At 71.2% G+C, this 17913-nt stretch carries 10 protein-coding genes; 3 read left to right on the top strand and 7 right to left on the bottom strand.

Annotation, left to right across the window (positions count from 1 at the left end; translation table 11 throughout):
• A partial coding sequence (locus VHC63_11070) for a DEAD/DEAH box helicase (protein HVV37134.1) occupies window positions 1-3694 on the bottom strand: 3694 nt, incomplete at its 3' end.
• A 58-nt stretch (window positions 3695-3752) separates the two neighbouring features.
• Between VHC63_11070 and VHC63_11065 the strand changes: the two genes are divergently transcribed.
• Window positions 3753-7409, top strand: a complete 3657-nt coding sequence (locus VHC63_11065; protein ID HVV37133.1) for a BTAD domain-containing putative transcriptional regulator — start codon at window positions 3753-3755, stop codon at window positions 7407-7409.
• Here VHC63_11065 and VHC63_11060 read toward each other — a convergent pair.
• The 4 genes from VHC63_11060 to VHC63_11045 are packed head-to-tail and all read right to left on the bottom strand — an operon-like array spanning window position 7367 to window position 14200.
• Window positions 7367-10222, bottom strand: a complete 2856-nt coding sequence (locus tag VHC63_11060; protein ID HVV37132.1) for an MFS transporter — start codon at window positions 10220-10222, stop codon at window positions 7367-7369. The two genes, VHC63_11065 and VHC63_11060, sit on opposite strands and share 43 nt — an antisense overlap.
• Entirely contained in the window at window positions 10219-12156 is a 1938-nt protein-coding gene (locus tag VHC63_11055; GenBank protein HVV37131.1) for a hypothetical protein, read from the bottom strand. Before VHC63_11055 ends, VHC63_11060 begins: the two co-directional genes overlap by 4 nt.
• Window positions 12153-13793, bottom strand: coding sequence for a hypothetical protein (locus VHC63_11050; GenBank protein ID HVV37130.1), 1641 nt, complete (start codon window positions 13791-13793; stop codon window positions 12153-12155). Before VHC63_11050 ends, VHC63_11055 begins: the two co-directional genes overlap by 4 nt.
• Before the next feature lie 11 nt (window positions 13794-13804).
• Complete coding sequence (locus VHC63_11045; protein HVV37129.1) at window positions 13805-14200, bottom strand: cyclic nucleotide-binding domain-containing protein; 396 nt, start codon at window positions 14198-14200, stop codon at window positions 13805-13807.
• A 74-nt stretch (window positions 14201-14274) separates the two neighbouring features.
• Between VHC63_11045 and VHC63_11040 the strand changes: the two genes are divergently transcribed.
• Both VHC63_11040 and VHC63_11035 read left to right on the top strand, forming a co-directional pair.
• A complete protein-coding gene (locus tag VHC63_11040; protein HVV37128.1) occupies window positions 14275-15000 on the top strand; it encodes a hypothetical protein in 726 nt (241 codons plus the stop codon).
• Between the two features lie 12 nt (window positions 15001-15012).
• Window positions 15013-16065, top strand: coding sequence for a class I SAM-dependent methyltransferase (locus tag VHC63_11035; protein ID HVV37127.1), 1053 nt, complete (start codon window positions 15013-15015; stop codon window positions 16063-16065).
• Here the strand turns inward: VHC63_11035 and VHC63_11030 are convergent.
• Window positions 16062-16748, bottom strand: a complete 687-nt coding sequence (locus VHC63_11030) for a hypothetical protein (protein HVV37126.1) — start codon at window positions 16746-16748, stop codon at window positions 16062-16064. The genes VHC63_11035 and VHC63_11030 overlap by 4 nt on opposite strands.
• 7 nt (window positions 16749-16755) lie before the next feature.
• Window positions 16756-17913 (bottom strand): hypothetical protein (locus VHC63_11025; protein ID HVV37125.1); only part of this gene is annotated, 1158 nt, incomplete at its 5' end.

Genomic DNA, 17913 nt, shown 5'->3' with positions numbered 1-17913 from the left:
GCACCGGGCTGAACGTGTCGTTGGTGACCTCCCCCGCCCACACGAGGTCCCACAGCGCGTCGAGCGTGGCCTTGTCGCTATCGCCCCGCATGTCGGTGAAGAAGCAGGCGCCGCGACGCGCCAACAGTTCACGCAGCCGCTGGTGCTCCTTGTCGCCCGGCTTCTCCAGACCCGACGGCAGGAAGACCCGCAGCAGCGGCGCCTGGTCGCGCCGGAACAGCATCACCTTGCCGTCGGAGCCGCCGAGCGGGCCGGCGCCGACCCAGATGATCTCGCCCGCCGCCAGCAGGTCGTCGAGGTAGCGCGGGGAGTAATTGGCCACGCGGCTCGCGAGGACGTCTCGCTCGAGCACGCTCGCCGGGAGGGCCACGCCCTGGAGTTGGGCGATCGCCTCGTACGTGCGGTCGATGCCGGTGGTGGTTGATCCGATCCCTTGCCAGTGGGGCAGGAAGCGGCCGAAGGCGTCGGGCTCGACGGCCGCCACTTGTTTGCGCAGCGCGGCGAGCGACCGGTTGCGCAGCTGGCGCAGCACCTCGGCGTCGCAGAACTCGAGCCCGCTGCCACCGGGGCGGAACTCGCCGCGCACGACGCGGTCGGCGCGCGCGAGCTGTTCGAGCACCGACTCGACGAGTTCCACCGGCACGCCCAGGCGCGCCGCCGGTTCGGCGGCGACGAACGGGCCGTGGGTGCGCGCCCATCGCCGCACGAGCTGCAGCAGCGCGTCGGGCGTGTAGGCGAGGAAGGCTTCGGCGACGCCGACGGGCAGCGCCGTGCCCAACGCGTCGCGGTAGCGGCCGGCGTCCTCCGCCGCGATGAGGCGGTCCTCTCCCGCGATCCGCACCGGCAAGGCGCGTCGGGCATCGAGCAGCTGTTGCCCCAGACCGAGGCGCGGCTCCGTGGAACGCTCCTCCAGCTCCGCGACGGTGAGATCGCCGACGCGGCGCAGCAGGTCGTGGGCGTTGTCGACCGTCGCCACCCGGCGCGTCGGCGCCAGCGCCTGCAGCTCGGCTTCGAGCTGCTCGAGGGCGTCGGCGTCGAGCAGCTCGCGCAACTCCTCGCTGCCGACCAGCTCAGCCAGCAGCCGGCGGTCAAGCGTGAGCGCCTGCGCTCGGCGCTCCGCCAGCGGGGCGTCGCCGTCGTAGAGGAACGACGCGACATACGCGTTGGCCAGGCCCGACGCGAACGGCGACGGCAGCGGGGTGTCGACGGTCGTCACCCGGATCTTGCGCGCCTGGATGTCGCGCAGGATTTCCTGAAGCGCCGGCACGTCGAAGGCATCGCGCAGACACTCGCGGTAGGTCTCGAGCAGGATCGGGAACGAGCCGTAGTTGCTCGCCACCGCCAGCAGGTCGGCGCTGCGCTGGCGCATCTGCCACAGCGGCGTGCGCTGCCCCGGGCGCCGCCGCGGCAGCAGCAGCGCCCGCGCCGCGTTCTCGCGGAAGCGCGCCGCGAACACACCGCTGCGGCCGAGCTCGGCCACGACGAGGTCTTCGATGGTCTCAGGGTCGAGGTTGATCCACTCGAGCGGCGGCGGATCGTCGGCCTCGGGCACCCGCAGGGCGATGCCGTCGTCGGTCCACATCAGCTGCGCCTCGACCTCGAACTCGTCGCGCAAGCGCGCTTCGATCGCCATGGCCCACGGCGCGTGGACCCGCGCGCCAAACGGCGAGAGAATGCAGAGCCGCCAGTCGCCGAGTTCGTCGCGGAAGCGCTCGACGACGATCTGGCGGTCGGTGGGGACGACGCCGTGTGATGCCTCGCGCTGATCATCGACGTAGGCCCGCAGGTTGACGATCCCGCGCTCGTCGAGGCCGCACTCGTCGCGCAGCACGTCGTTCGGAGTTGTGTCGAGGTCGGCGATGAACTTGCCGAGCTTGCGGCCGAGCTCGACCGGCCGCCCGGCGATGTCGGCCTTCCAGAACGGCATCTTGCCCGGCACCCCCGGCGCCGGCGTGACGATGACCTTGTCGCGGGTGATGTCTTCGATGCGCCACGACGTGGCGCCGAGCAGGAACGTCTCGCCCACCCGCGACTCGAACACCATCTCCTCGTCGAGCTCGCCGACCCGCGAATTGTCGGGCGTGAACACGCCGTAGAGGCCGCGGTCGGGAATCGTTCCGCCGCTGATGACCGCCAGCATGCGGGCGCCCGGGCGCGCCGTGACGGTGTCGGTGGCGCGGTCCCACGTGACGCGCGGCTTCAATTCGGCGAACTCGTCGGACGGATAGCGACCGCTGAGCATGTCGAGTACGCCGTCGAAGGCGTCGTCGGTGATGTCGGTGTAGGGGTAGGCGTTGCGCACCACCTCCTTGATGGAGCTCACCGGCACCGCTGCGGGCAGGGCGCCCACGGCGATGGCCACGATCTGCTGGCTCAGCACGTCGAGCGGGTTGCGCGGCACGCGCGTGGTTTCGATGTCGCCGTGCTTCATGGCGCGCACGGTCACCGCACCCACGAGCAGGTCGCCGCGGAACTTCGGGAAGATGCGGCCGCGGCTGGCGACGCCCACCTGGTGGCCGGCGCGACCGATGCGCTGGAGACCCGAGGCCACCGACGGGGGGGACTCGACACACACGACGAGGTCGACGGCGCCCATGTCGATGCCAAGTTCGAGCGTCGACGTGCAGACCAGCGCCGGAATGCGCCCGGCCTTGAGCGCGTCTTCGATTTCGAGGCGCTGCTCGCGGGCGATCGACCCGTGGTGGGCGCGCGCCAGCTGCTCGTCGGCCAGTTCGTTGATCGACGCGGCGATGCGTTCGGCGAGGCGCCGGTTGTTGACGAACACCAGCGTCGAGCGGTGGGCGCGGATGAGCTCGAGCAACTCCTGCTGGAGCGCCGGCCAGATGCTGTGGCGCGCTTCGGGTGTGCCCGCCGCGGGGCCGCTCAGCATCACGTGGCCTTCATCGCTCAGCATCGGCTTGCCGAGCTGCGCCATGTCCTCGACCGGCACGACGATCTGGATGTCGAACTGCTTGGGCATGTGGGCGTTGACGATGGTGACGGGCCGGAACTCACCACCGCTGCGGCCGCCGAGGAACCGCCCGACTTCTTCGAGCGGGCGCTGCGTGGCCGACAGACCGATGCGCTGGAACGTCGCCCCCTCACCGCGCAGCTCGACGACGAGCTGCTCGAGGCGTTCGAGCGACAGGGCGAGGTGGGCGCCGCGCTTGGTCGACGCGACCGCGTGGATCTCGTCGACGATCACGACTTCGACGCCAGCCAGCGCGCTGCGGGCCTGCGATGTGAGCAACAAGTACAGCGACTCGGGCGTGGTCACGAGGACGTCGGGCGGGTGGCGCACCAGCGCCCGGCGCTCGTCTGCCGGGGTGTCGCCGGTGCGGCCGGCGACGCGGATGTCGGGCACCGGCAGCCCGGCGCGCTGGCACTCGATCGACATGCCGATCAGTGGCGCCTGGAGGTTGCGCTCGACGTCGTAGGTGAGGGCCTTGAGCGGGCTCACATACAGGACCCGGCAGCGCCGCTGCTCGTCGCTCGGGACCGGCTCGGTGGCCAAGCGGTCGAGGGCGTACAGGAACGCGGCGAGCGTCTTGCCCGACCCGGTTGGTGCCGAGAGCAGGACGTTGCGGCCGTCGGCGATGGCGTCCCACCCCTCCTCCTGGGCGGGCGTCGGCGCGTGGAAGGCCGCTTCGAACCACGCCCTCGTAGGGGCGGAGAAGCGGTCGAGGGCAGGCACTACCGATCAGGCTACGCCGGGGGTGTAGCGCGCTTTTCCGGCGTGCGATGCTGTCGCCGTGACCGGGGGCGCACAGCTCAACCTGCTCGGGCCCGTCGAACTCCTGGACGGCGACGGCCGACCCGTGCCGGTCGGCGGACCGACCCAGCGCGCCGTCCTGGCGCTGCTGGCGCTGCACCATGACCGCGTCGTGAGCGTCGACCAGCTGCTCGAAGGCGTGTGGGGCGGCGACGGACCCGCCTCCGGAGTGCGCGCGCTGCAGTCGGTGATCTCGCGCCTGCGCGCCGCGCTGACCAAGGCGGGCGCGGGGACCATCGACGCGACCGGCGCGGGCTACGTCCTTCGCCTCGACGACGGGGTGCTCGACCTCTCCCGCGCCGAACGGGCCGCGCCCGGCGACGCCGTGCGTCTCTGGCGCGGTGAGGCGCTCGCGGAGTTCGCCGACCTGGTCGCGTTCGCGCCTGACCGGCTCCGGCTCGCCGAGTGGCACTGGTCGCTCGTGGAGCAGTGGGGCGACGAGCTCGTGGCGGCCGACCGGCCGGCGACGATCGCCGCCGAGTGGGAGCGACACGTCGGCGCCGCTCCGGCCCGGACGCGGCTGTGGGCCCAGCTGATGGAGGCGCTCGCCGCCCTCGACCGCCAGGCCGATGCGCTGCGCGTGTATCAGCGCGCCCGCACCGCGTTTGCCGACCTCGGCCTCGATCCGCCGGCCGATCTCGTCGCCCTCGAACGCAGCATCAGTCGCGACGCCGCCGAACCGGGCGTGCTGGCATTTCTGTTCACCGACGTGGTCGGCTCGACGCAGCGGTGGGAAGCCGATCCGGTCGCCATGGCCGCCGCGCTGGCCGTGCACGACGACACGATGCGCGCCGCGGTGGAAGCGCACAACGGGCGACTGCTGAAGACGAAAGGCGAAGGCGACTCGACGGTGTCGGTGTTCACCGACGCCGCCGACGCGCTGCGCGCCGCCGTCGCCGCCCAACGCGCGCTCGAGATCCCGGTGCGCATGGCGGTCCACATGGGACCCGTCGAGGCGCGCGCCGGCGATTACTTCGGCCCGACCCTCAACCGTGCGGCGCGCTTGCGCGCCATCGCCCACGGCGGCCAAGTGATCTGCTCCCGCGTCGTCGCGACCGCAGCTGGCGTGGTCGGCGGCGGCATAGAACTCGCCGACGTCGGCAGCCACCGCTTGAAGGACCTCGCGGAGCCGGAGTTCGTCCACCAGGTGGTGGCCGACGGCCTCGCGCGCGAGTTCCCACCGCTCAACAGCCTCAACCGCTCGACCACCAACCTGCCGGCGCATGGATCGTCGTTCATCGGACGCGAGGCCGAGTTGGCGCGCGTCGCCGAGCTGATCGAGGTGGCTCGGCTCGTCACGCTCACCGGAGCCGGCGGTTCGGGCAAAACCCGGCTGGCGCAACAAGCCGGGGCCGAAGCGCTCGACCGTTTCCCCGACGGAGTGTGGTTCGCCGAGTTGGCACCGATCAGCGATCCGGCAACGGTGCCCAACGCGGTGGCGTTGGCCATCGGCCTGCAGTTGTTCCCCGGCGACGCCACCGCCCAGGTCGTCGGTGCGCTGAGTACGCAACAGGCGCTCGTGATCCTCGACAACTGCGAGCACGTGGTCGAGGGCGCCGCCGCGTTTGCGTCGGCCGTGCTCGCGGGGGCGCCGAACGTGCAGATCCTGGCGTCGTCGCGCGAGCGGCTGCGCGTCAGCGGGGAAACGGCGTGGCCCGTGCCCACGCTGGCGCTACCGGCCGATCGCGCCGGCGCGGCGGCGTCGGAGGCGGTGCGGCTCTTCGCCGAACGGGCGCAGGCGGCGTCGCCGGGCTTCGTGCTCGACGACACCAATCTCGACGCCGTCGTCGACATCTGTCGGCGCGTCGACGCCATCCCGCTCGCCATCGAACTGGCGGCGGCCCGCGTGCGCGTCCTGCCGCCGAAAGAGCTGCTCGAGCGGCTGTCGACGCACCGCGATCTGCTGACCGGAGGCGATCGCGGTGCGCTGCCGCGGCACCGCAGTCTGCGCGCCACCATCGACTGGAGCCATTCGCTGTTGTCGCCCGTGGAGCAGCTCGTCGCCCACCGGCTCGCCGTGTTCCGCGGCGGTTGGACGCTCGCGGCAGCGGAGCACGTCGTCAGCGGCGAGGGCGTGGACGAATACCAGGCGCTCGACATCTTCCAGGACCTCGTCGACAAGAGCCTCGTCAGCATCGACCAGGAGTCGGGCCGCTACCACATGCTGGAAACGGTGCGCGAGTACTGCCTCGAACAGCTCGAGGCCGGCGGCGACGCCGACGGCTGGAGGCGCCGTCACGCCGAGTACGTCGTCGCGCTGCTGACGCAGCTCGAGGACCAGTTCGTGCGGCCGAAGGATCAGCCCCAGGCCTACGACGTCACCGAGGCCGAGCACGACAACATGGTTGCCGCGCTGACGTGGGCCTTCGAGCACGACCGCGAGCTCGCAGGACAACTCGTCGGGTATTCGTTCGTCATCTGGTACGCGATGTCCGAGCCGGCGGTCGCCGACTGGTGCGGACGGGTCACCACCTTCGTCGACGAGCTGACGACGCCGACGCGCATGCGCGCCTGTCTCGCCGCTGGCACGTACCTCGGCTACCTCGGGCAAAAGGAGATCGCCGCCGAGTTGCTCGCGAAGTCTCGCGACGCGGCGCGCCAAACGGGCGACGCGGAGTACCTCGCGACTGCCTTGACGCTGTCGGCCGCCGTACACCGCATCTACGAGGAACTCGAGATCAGCCTGCCCTTCGTCGAAGAGGCGCTGACTCTCGTGGACCAGATCGACCGCAAGGTGATGCGCAGCCTCGTCCTCGGCTGGGGATCGTGGGTCCTCTACGACACCGGCCACCATGCCCGGGCTGCGGACGCGGTCATCGCCGCGTACGAGCTGTGTCGCGAACTCGACGACCACGTGATGTTCGGCTCGATCGCAGAGAACGTCGAATACACCGCTCCGGGATATATGACCCACGAGGAAATCGCCGAGGTCCTGCGCGAGCACGAAGCGTGGCGGCGGCGGCGGGTCACGGCGGAATCGTCGGAGATGAAGGCCCAGGAGGCGTGGGAGGCCATCGAGGCCGCGGACTACGCCGGCGCCCTGGCGCTCCAGGACGCCGCGCTCGCCCTTCCGCAGACGCACTGGCGTTTTCACTTCTACCGACAGTTCGTCCGCTGCGGATTACTGCTACTGAACGACCGCGTCGACGAATCCCTGGCCGAACTCGAGCGGCTGGCCGCCACCGCGCAGCACGAACTCGATCGTGTGCGCGTGCTCGGCGAGCTCGCGATCCTGCGACGCGTCGTCGGCGACTACGCCGGGACTCGCGCCGCGCTCGACGAAGCACTCCTGTTCCTGCTCGAGGGGCGCACCCCCGTCGGCGGCTGGGGTGTCGACCCGATGCCGTTAGCGCTCGGCTCCATCCTCATGAGGGATGCCGCGCTTGGCTGGGCGATGGGACTGGCGTCGCCCGAGAAGACCGCACGGCAATTCGGCGTGGGCTTCGGTATGGCAAGGACGGAGGGGTTGTGGGTCGATAGCTACGAGCTCGACCGCTTGCGCTACGGGCTCGTCGACTTCCCGGAGCCGACGCCCGACGCGCTGGAGTTCGGCCGTCGCTCAGCGCTGGACGAAGCGTTCGGCGACGCCCTCGCCTACGCGTTCGCCGACGACGCGTGGCGGGCCGTCGCGAAGTAGGCCGCCTGCACCTCGGGGAGGTCAAAGACGGTGCGCGGATCGCCGTCGGCGATGATCCTTCCGCGGTCCATCACGACGATCCGCGTCGCGATCTGGCGCACCAGCGGCAGGTCGTGTTCGACGACGACCATCGCCGCCCCCGTCCGCTCGTGGACGGCCTGGAGACGGGCGGCGACGCCGGGGATCTCGCGCTGGGCGAGTCCGGCGGCGGGTTCGTCGAGCAGCAGGACGCGCGGCTCGCCCGCCATCAAGCACGCCAGTTCGAGGGCGCGGCGCATGCCGGTCGACAGCTCGCCGACGAAGCGCTCGGCGTAGCCGGTGAGGCCGAACTCGGCGAGCAGGCGGACGACGGTATCGGCGACCGCCTGTTCGCTGGCGCGGCTGGCGGGCAAGCCCACGATGGCGGAGAGGAACGCCGGCTCGGTCACGTGACGCTCGCGTGCGGTTGCGATGGCGTCGCGCACGGTGAGCGCCGGCCACAGCCGGGCGTCCTGGAACGAGCGCCCGAGCCCGCGCCGCGCTCGACCCGACGCCGGCAGCGTGGTGATGTCGTGGCCGTCGAACAGCACGTTGCCGGCGTCGACGCGGACGGCGCCGGCGAGAGCGTCGAGGAGGCTCGTCTTGCCCGCACCGTTCGGGCCGACGATGGCGACGATCTCTGTCGGGGTGATGGCGAGCGACACGTCGTCGACCGCCGTCACCCCGCCGTAGCGCAACGACACGTGACGCGCCTCGAGCGCGGACGCTCCCGTCGCCGTGGCACGGCGACGCCGGCGTGCGGGCGCGTCGCCGAAGAACGCGGCGCGCAGCACGTCCGGGTTGTCGCGCAATTCGGCGGTCGGGCCGTCGTAACGAACCTGGCCGCGATCGAGGTACACGGCGCGATCGGCGAGGCGCAGCGCGCGGTCCACTGACTGCTCGACGAACACCACGGTTGTGCCCGCAGCGTTGATCTGGCGGACCACGTCGAGGACCCGCTCGGCGCCGTCGGGACTCAGTCCCAGGGTCAGCTCGTCGAGCAACAGCAGGCGGGGCTGGCTCAACCACGCCTGCGCCAGGTTGAGCAGCTGGCGCTCACCGCCGGACAGTTCCCCGGCGCGCACGTCCACGCGCGCGGACAGCCCCACGAGGGCGAGCGCGTCGTCGACCGCGGCGCGCAACGCCGACCGGTCGCGGCGCAACCGCCACCCCGCGGCGTACAGGTTGTCGCGCACCGTCAAGTCGTCGAACACGTAGGGCGCGCCGGGGGCGTAGGCCATTCCGAGCCGGAACGTCTTCGCCGGGTCCGCACCGCCCAGTTCGACACCGTCGAAGATCAACGTGCCGTGGTTCGGCACCACGAGCCCGGTGAGGGCCCGCAAGAGCGTCGTCTTGCCCGCGCCGTTGGTGCCGAGCAGCGCCACGATCTCGCCGTCGGCGACGTCGAGCGACACGTGGTCGAGGATCGTGGTGCCGCTCAGCGTGACGACAAGGTCACGCACGGAGAGTTGGACCGGGTCACCCGCGGCGCGCCGCTCGCGGTACTCGACGCGGCTGACCGCTTCGGTGCGCGACCGCACGATGCCCTCGTCCAGATGCCGCGACGCCATGTAGAGACAGAACGTTCCCGCGAGGGCGACCACGATGAGCGCGGCGAACGCCACGCGGGTGCCGTGGGCGTCGGCGAGCGCACCGGCGGCTGGCAACAGCGGCACGCCGGCGAGCGCCCACAGCGCGCCACTGGCGAAGGCCAGCGTGCGCATCCGGGGCGGCACCACCAGCGACAGCGCCACCAGTAGGCCCGTCGCCACGCCCGCGGACAGCAACACCGTCACCTGGTCGCCGAACACCGCCAGGGCGATGTTGGGTGCGAACACCATGATGAGAATCGTCAGGTCGGAGACGCCGTCCAGGACGACGAGCAGCAGCATGGCGCGACGGTTCTCGTCGCGCTGCAACATGCGCTGGACCAGCACACCGGTGACGACGATCGACACGATCGTCGCCGGGGCTTCGAAGCCGATGACGAGGCCGCGCCCGCGACTGCCGAGGCCGAACTCGTCGTGCAGGTAAGTCGAAAAGATCAGGCCCGCCGCGTTGAACGCGCCGAGGCGCAGCGGGATCGAGAGGTACACCCAGATCGCGGCGCGGTACGACCGCAGCACGCGCATCGTCTCGCCGAAGCCGGCCGGTTCTTCTTCGACCTCGGCCAGCGCGGCGTCGACGCCGACGGCTTCGCGATCGACCTGGCCGCGGCGCGGTTCGTCGAGGCGCGTCACGAACACGGCGACGAGGATCGCCACCGGGATGATCACGACGAAGGTGGCGCGCCACCCGATGAGGTCGGACAAGAAGCCGGCGACGACGGGTGCCAGCAGGAAGCCGACCGTGCCGCCGAGGTCGTAGGCGAAGAACGACGCGCCGCGCCGTGACGGCGGGTAGTAGTCCGACAGCAGGCTGCGGTGAACCGTGTCGGCGTCGCTGCCGGCGCGGGCCAGCATGCGGGCGATCACCAGCACGGCGGTCACCGGTGCGATGCCCGTCAGCCCCGTGGCGACGGCCCACACGGTGAGGCCCGCGGCGGCGATCAGGACGCGGTTGCGCCGGTCACCAAGGAACGCGATCGGCAGCGTCAACAGGATGCTGACGGGCGCCACGACCGCGGCGATGACACCGACGCCGGCCAGGCTCAGGTGGAACGCGTGGCGGATCTCGGGGGTCAGCACCGAGAACGCAGCGATGTCCCACCCGTCCACGGCGCTGACGGCGGTCAGCACCGCGAGCGGGCGCAGGTCGTACGGCGCGGTGATGCGCCGCGGGTCGAAGCGCTTCACGGTTCACGACTCCGCACGACGATGCGCTCCGCCAGGACGTCGCGCCCGCGCGCCAGCGCGCCGCCGATGCCTTCGGGAAAGAGGGCGACGAGCGCGGTGATCCCGGCACCGCTCACGAGCAGCGCCCAGCCGGACGGAAACAGCAACTCGGTCCCGCGCACAAACACCGCGCCGACGACGACACCGCCGATCGACACGAGGCCGCCGACGACGACGACGGCGAACAGCCGCAGGCTGGCTTCGGGCGCGAACGAGTCGACCTGGAGGCCCTGCTGCAGCAGCACGTACACGCCGCCGGCGAATCCGGCGATGCCACCGGCGACGGCGAACGCCGCCAGCTTCACCGCCGCCGGTCGCAGCCCGACCGCGGCGGCGGACGCCTCGTTCTCGCGCACGGCGATCACGGCGCGCCCGAAGCGGCTGCGGCGCAGATTGACGACGGTCAGGACGACGACGACGAGCGCGGCGAATGCCGCTTCGTACATCGGCTTCTCGCCGCGCAGGTCGACGCGGCGCCACAACACGGGCCGCGCGATCGTCTCCTGCACGAACCACGGAACGAAACGATGGTCGAAGAGGTAGCCGGCGGCGACCACGGCAAAGCCGAGCGTGGTGACGGCGAAGAACGGGCCGCGCAGCCGCAGCGCCGGCAGGCCAAGGAGCACCGAAACCGTCGCCGCCAGGACCACCCCGGCGCCGAGCGCGAGCGTGACGTCCCAGCCATGGCGGCCATACAGCAGCGCTGTGGCACCGCCGCCCAGCCCGGCGATGGCGAACTGCCCCAGCGACACTTGCCCCGACCAACCCGTCAACACGAGCATCGACAGCGCCAGCATGGCGTACACGCAGATGACCGCTCCGGCGTGCGCCTGGCTCGGTCGGGCCCACAACGGCACGGTGACCCCGAAGGCGACCACCACACCGATGCCGAGGGGGCGCGTGGCGCGCCACCACGCGACGTCTTGGGCGCGGCGGTCGACCGGACGCGCCTCGCGCGTCGCCAGTTGCGACGCGTCGGTCACCGCACGGCGCCGCCGCGGGTCGCGGCCGAGCAGCAGCACGACGACGACCAGCGTGACGAGCAAGATGTCGACGTAAATCGTGCGGCTCCATTCCCACGTGGCGACTTCGTCGAGCACGCCGATGCCGACGGCGGCCGCCATCGTGCGGCGCAGGTTGCCCATCCCGCCGAGGACGGCCGCGCTCAGCACCCGCAGCAGTTGTTCGGTACCCGTAGGGGCGAGGGCGACGGCCGAGGTGACGCCGTTGACCTGCGACTGGAGCATGACGGCGAGCGCCGAGAAGCCTCCGGCCAATGCCCACGCGCCCGCGGCGAGCGCGGCCACGGGCACGCCGGCGAGCCGGGCGCGTTCGGCGGCATCGCTGGCGGCGCGGAACGCGAGGCCCGACGCGCTGCGGCGCTGCCACCACTCGAGCGCCACGACGATGGCGGCGACGACGACGACGGCGAGAACCGCGTCGGCGTGAAAGGTGACGACGCCGATGCGCCGCTCGAACTGCCACGGCACCGCGAAGCGCCGGGCGCCGTCGCGCATCGGCATGGCTTGGGCCAGCAACGCGGTCGCGCCGGCGAGAACCTCGGCGAGCCCGACCGTCGCGACGGTCACGGCGAGGCGGGGCCTGTCGCGCATCCGGTCGACGACCGCCACCGACAGCAGGACACCCGCACCCGCGCCTGCCAACGCGCCGACGGGAAACGACAGCACCCACGGCCACCCGTAGTGCGTCGTCAGCCCCACGGCGCACACGCCGGCGACCGCACCGAGGCCCGCTTGGGCGAAGTTCACCACGCGGTCGATGCGGTACACCAGCGTGACGCCCGCGGCGCCCAGCGCCAGCGCGAGCCCGCTGACGACACCGCTCGCCACGATGCCGAACGGCAGCCCGTTCCCGAGCAGGACGAGGGCGGTCACGGCCGGCCCGGGTAGACGTCGGGCGGCGTCGACGGCCACTGCCCCGGCAGATACCGCTGCGAGTTGTAGAGGAACGTGCCGCGCTTGCCGTTGACCCCGGTGCGCGACCCATCCCACCACAGTTCGTTGGCGTCGAGCATCGACCCGTGGCTGAACCCGGGCGACCCGTCGGGGTTGAACTGGAACGAGTACACGCCGTACTCGCCCCGCTTGATCGGCGCGGCGCGGTTCGCCGCGCCGATCGCCGCGGGCGTCAGGTTGGGACCCGCCTGCTGCAGCATCGTGAACACCTCGAGCAACAGGCGGTAGCCGCCGTCGCCGACGCCCGAGGGGAACGGCTTGCCGGTGAGCTTGCGGTACAGGCGCGCCGCTTCCGAGTTCGGCGAGCCGTAGAAGGCGTCGGGCAGGTACTCGGTGCGGCCGAACATGTGGCCGTCGACTTCGGTCTGGTCGTAGGTCTGTCCGGCGTCGTCGGTGTCGTCGCCCGACACCCCGATGTTGATCCATTCGGGAAACCAGTTCTGGTTGTGCGCCGACTGCGTCATGAACTGGAAGGTGTAGGGATCGGTGCCCATGACGATCGTCGTCACGCCCGCCGCCTTGAACTTGATGGCGGCGCGCGCCGTCTGGTCCGACAGGCTCGAGGGGTCCGCCTGGTAGTCGAACTCCTGGACATCGGTGACGCCGTACTGCTGCGCCAACCCGCGCGTGACGATGGCGAGACACGGCTGCAGCTCGGGCGTGTCCGGGATCATCACGCCGAACTTGCGCCTGCGAGTGCGATAGTCGGCTTCGCCCGCCCACGTTGCCGGACGGTTCAGCAGACGCTTGCCGGCGTACTCGAGCATGCTGTACGCGACCCGGTCGCACTCCTGCTCGAAGGTCCACAGGTACGGGTCGCGCGCCGCGAGGAACGACTCGGTGGCGCGGCCTTCGGCGTCGAAGACGACGAGGTGGTTCTGCGCCGCGCAGTCCTCGAACGGCAACGCCTGGCTGTACACGACACCGAAGTCGTGATGCTCCTGCGCCAGCGCGATGGCGTCTTCACACGCCGCGTCGCGGCCCTTGTTCGTCGCCTCCGCGAGGGCGTCGCCGTGCGGTGACTGATACTCCTCGACCTCGACGTGACGGCCGTACAACTCGAACGTGTCGTTGAAGTACTTGAGGAAGGTATTGATGACGCTCAATTGCTTCGCCGGCGGCGGGCCACCGCCGCTGATCACCGACGCCGCGAGGTAGCGGTCGGCGAGCTTGATCGTGGTAGCCGACACGCCGTTGGCCGTGGCGCCGCCGTTGTCGCCGGAGAACTTGGCGACGCATTGGGGCGCGTAGGTGGAGTCCGGGATCTGGCGCACGCCGGGCCGGCATTCGACGCCGCTGCGCGCCACGCCGAAGGCAGCGGCGTTGGGCGGCGGCGCACTCGCCCTGCCGTTGGCCGCTGCAGCGGTCGGCACCGCGGGCGCCGTCACCGACGAGGAAGCCCCGGCGCTCGTTCCGCCGGCCGCGAGGCCGCTTGCGCCGGTAGTGGGCGTCGCCGCCAGCAGTGTCTTCGGCTGCACGCTCGGCAGGCCGACGACCATGGCGGCCCACGCGACGGCGGCAACCAGGAAGAAGCCGCGCCCCCGCACCCGGTGCATCCTCGCTGACACTAGGCGGCGCCGCTCACATCCGGGTAGGCGGCGACGAGCGCATCACGCGCGGCGCGGACCCGGCTGTCGAGGTGCGCCAGTACCCATTCGCCGATGTTGGTGTCGAGGACGGCTCGGAACTGGTCGGGAGCGACCAAAAGCAACGAGCAGTTCGTTACCGCGCGGATCGTCCCGACAGAGACGCGGTCGTCGAAGACGCGCTCCGCGCCGAGAAGCGTTCCCGGCTCATCGGAGACGACCACCGAGGTGCCGATGATCTCTTCCACGGTGCCCTCGAGCAGCACGGCGACGTGGCGCGGCCGCTCACCGCTGTGCACGACGATCGCCCCGCGAGGAACGGTGGCGATGTCGCCGACCGGTTCGAGGCGCCCCAGGATCGAATCGAAACTCTGCATGCGGCAACAGTGCCGGACCGCTGTTGCAGTTCGCTGGCAACGCGACGTGACACATGCCACATGGCGCCGGGTCCATGGGCGCCGTCATAATCGGCGCGGTGTTGTCCTCGGTGAGTCGCCACGTGCGCCACTACGCGAAGTGGTACGCCGTGGTCGTGGCCTGGGCGGTCGCCGTCGCGATCCTTCCGGTCGTGCACGCGACGCCGCCAGCCGCCGCCGGTGCACCCTCCGGCAGTGCCGGGGCCAGCGCGGCGGAGACGCCGCTACCGGCGCGCGCTGCGGCTGCGGTCGCAACGCTTCCGCCGCGAGCGTCTGCCGCGGCGCCCATTGGTGCCGGCCCGGCCGCCGACAGCCCGCCCTCAGCCGCGCCCGGCGCGGTCGCGCCGACCCCGCGCGCCAGCCGCGGCCTCCACCTCCCCGCGCCGCCGTCGGTACCGACACCACAACTCCCGAGCGCCGCCACGCCGCTTCTCGCGCCCACATCGCCCGTCGCCGCCGACGTGTGCGCCGGCATCGGACTGGCCCGCCTCGGCCTGTTCCTCGGCGGCTCGGCTGTGCCCCAAATCCCGATCGCCGGCGCCAACGCCTACCTCGTCCCCGCCTACAACCTGTGCGCGTTGTTCCCGACGCCGGCGACGTTCCGCTGCCCGCTCGACGACGCCATCGCGGCGCGCGAACCGCGCCAACTCGTCGGCATCGCGACCCCACCGCCGGTCGAGGCGCTCCCGCTTCAGGAACTCGCCGCGCTCCCGCTGCCGTTCTTCCCGCTGGCGAGCGCTCTGGGCTGCGCGGCGGCATAACGTCGTCGGCCAATGGCTGACTCCAAGGCGACGCGCGCCTTTGCGCTCAAGGTATGGCTCATCCGCCAGGGCGAGCTGGTGTCGCACATGATCTATCTCGGCGACCGGCTCGGGCTGTTCCGCGCCATGGTCGACCGCGGGCCGATGACGTCGACCGAGGTCGCCGGCGCCGCTGGCCTGCACGAGCGCTGGGTGCGCGAGTGGCTGGCCTCCATGGCCTCGGCAGGTCTGGTCGAACTGCGCGCCGGCGATCGCTTCGAACTGACACCCGAAGGCGCGACGGTGCTCACCGACGAGACCGACCCGATGTGCGCCATCGGGGCATTCGGCAACCGCGCCAGTCCGGCCGACCTGGACCGTCTCGCCGACGCGTTCCGGACGGGCCTCGGCGTCAGCTACGACGAGCACGGCCCGGCGACGGCGCACGCCACCGAGCGGATGCTCGGGCCCTGGATCACGTCGTCGCTGGTGCCCACGATCCTGCCGGCGCTGCCCGACGCCTACGCCGCGCTCGAGCGCGGCGCCCGCGTCGCGGATATCGGTTGCGGCGGCGGCGTCGCCCTCGAAGCCATGGCGCGCCGGTTCCCCAACTCGGAGTTCCACGGCTGGGACCCGTCGACCCACGCCATCGCACGGGCGCGCGAACGGCTCGCCGAGGTGGACAACGCGTGGGCCGAGGTCGGCCGCGCCGAAGAGTTGGCGACGCACGGCGCGTTCGACTTCGTGCTGGCGCTCGACTGCCTCCACGACATGACGCGTCCCGATCTCGCCGCCGCCGCAGTGTTCGACGCGCTCGCGCCGGACGGCACGTGGCTGATCAAGGACATCCGCTCGACCGGCAACCTCGCCGCCAACATGAAGAACCCGGTGATGGCGATGCAGTACGCCATCTCGGTCGAGGTGTGCATGTCCTCGGCGCTATCCGAACCCGACGGCATGGGCCTCGGCACCTGCGGCCTACCGCCGGACCGCATGGAGGAGATGTGCCGCGCCGCCGGATTCACGCGGTTCACCCTCCACGACTTCGGCGAGCCGGCGAACCTCTACTACGAGGTCCGGCCCTAGGCGACGCCGCTGTGGCGGAACGCGGCGATCGCCGCGTCGGCGGCCCGGTCGGTCGCGAGGCGCGCCCCCTGCATCAGCTTCATCATGGCGGGGATCTTGTAGGGCTTGGTGAGGAAGAACTTCGCCACGTTGCCCCAGTTGGGCGAGCCGTCCTGCTTGGCCAGCTTGAACACCTCGTCGGTGATCGAGTTGTCGGTGGCGCGATCGCTGATGGTGCGGAACACCGACCACGGCACGCCACGGACCTCACAACACTTCGCGATCGCAGCCGTCTCCATGTCGAGTGACACCACGCCTTGGGCCAGCAGGGGCGGCAGCTCTTCGGCCGGCGTGATGACGTTGGTCGTCCACATCACGCCCTTGGGCGTGTGGCCGTTGGCGTCGTGGGGCGTGAAGTCCTCGCCCGTCTCGGAGTTGCGCACCTTCTCGGGCACGATGAGCTGGCCGATGGCGGTGTCGTCGTCGACGGCGCCGGTGATCCCGAACACGACGACGCGTTCGATGTTCGGGAAGTCGGCGAACAGCGCCTCGGTCGACTTCGTCGCCAGGTCGGTGCCCATCCCGGTGTAGAGCGCCACGACGCGCTCGCCCGCCGCCCGCTGCTTGCTCACCCGCTTGAGGCCGAGCTTCTTCACGAGCGGCGCCAGCTCCATCGGCATGGCGCAGATCAACGCCGTTGTCATCGCGCTCCTAGTGCTCGCAGTGGTCGGGCGGCGGGATGTCGAGCGCCGGATTCTTCTCGAAGAAGCCGACGGGGATGAGCTGGAAGCCGCAGTACTCGACGGGCATGACCGGCCAGTCCTCGGGTCGGGGCACGTGGGTGACCCCGAACGTGTGCCACACCACGACGTCGGTGTTGCTGAGCGGACGATCGGCAGCCGTCCAGCGCGGCAGGCCGTCGCCGCCCACGTGCTGATTCGGATAGTCGCCGGCGGCGCGGTGCTCGTCGGGCGCGTACGGCGTCACCCACAGGTTGTGCGTGGCGAAGGTGGCGCGGCGCGCGATCGACGAGTCGGGCTGGGCCAGCAGCGTCGGCGTCGATCCCGGCACGAGCTTGTAGCCGACCGGCGCGCCCGTCGCGGGATTCGTCACGCCGGGATTCACGATCTTCCACACCCGGCTGCGCGCCGGGTCGACGTCGCGCTGCGCGGCGGACTCGCGGCCCAGCAGGGTGGTCGTCGGCGTGAAGGCGTTACCCAGCGGGTTGTCCGCAGACGTGGAATCGCGCTCGACGTTCTGCTCGTACACCTCGTTGGCCACGCCGTCGATGTCGAGGTCGAGCCGGGCGCAGAAGAGGTGCTGGTGCACGGGCGCCGCCAACCCCGGCGCGATGCGCAGCGCGTGCGTCGGGTGCTCGTCGGCGCCGAGGGCGCGCGTCGACATGATGCCGGTCAGCTTCACCTCGAGTTGGATCGAGCCGTCGAGGTAGAAATACCAGTAGAAGCCGTACTCGTAGTTGCCGACGGTGGCGATGAACGACACCACGAGGCGGCGCTGCCGGCGCACTTCGGTGCGGCCCCCGAGGAGGTCGACGTGCTTCCACGCGATGCCGTAGTCCTCTTCGTGGATGCAGATGGCGTTTTCGGTCACTTGGGGATTTCCGTGCTCGTCGGCGAACACGAAGTCGAGGTAGCGGATCTCGCCGAGGCAGTCGCAGCCCAGCTTGAGCGAGTTCGCCATGCGGCCGAGGCCCCACTCGCCGGCGTCGAAGGCGTTCTTCCAGTTGTGCATGGGTGACGGGTCGCCGTAGGGGACCACCATCTCGCTGATCGACATGCGATGCGCGATCGAGCGGCCGGCGTAGCTCACCTGGTGCAGCACCAGGCCTTCGAGCGGATCCATCGACGC

It is taken from the genome of Acidimicrobiales bacterium, assembly GCA_035546775.1.
GTDB lineage: Bacteria > Actinomycetota > Acidimicrobiia > Acidimicrobiales > JACCXE01 > JACCXE01.
This window is presented reverse-complemented; position numbering and strand designations above follow the sequence as displayed.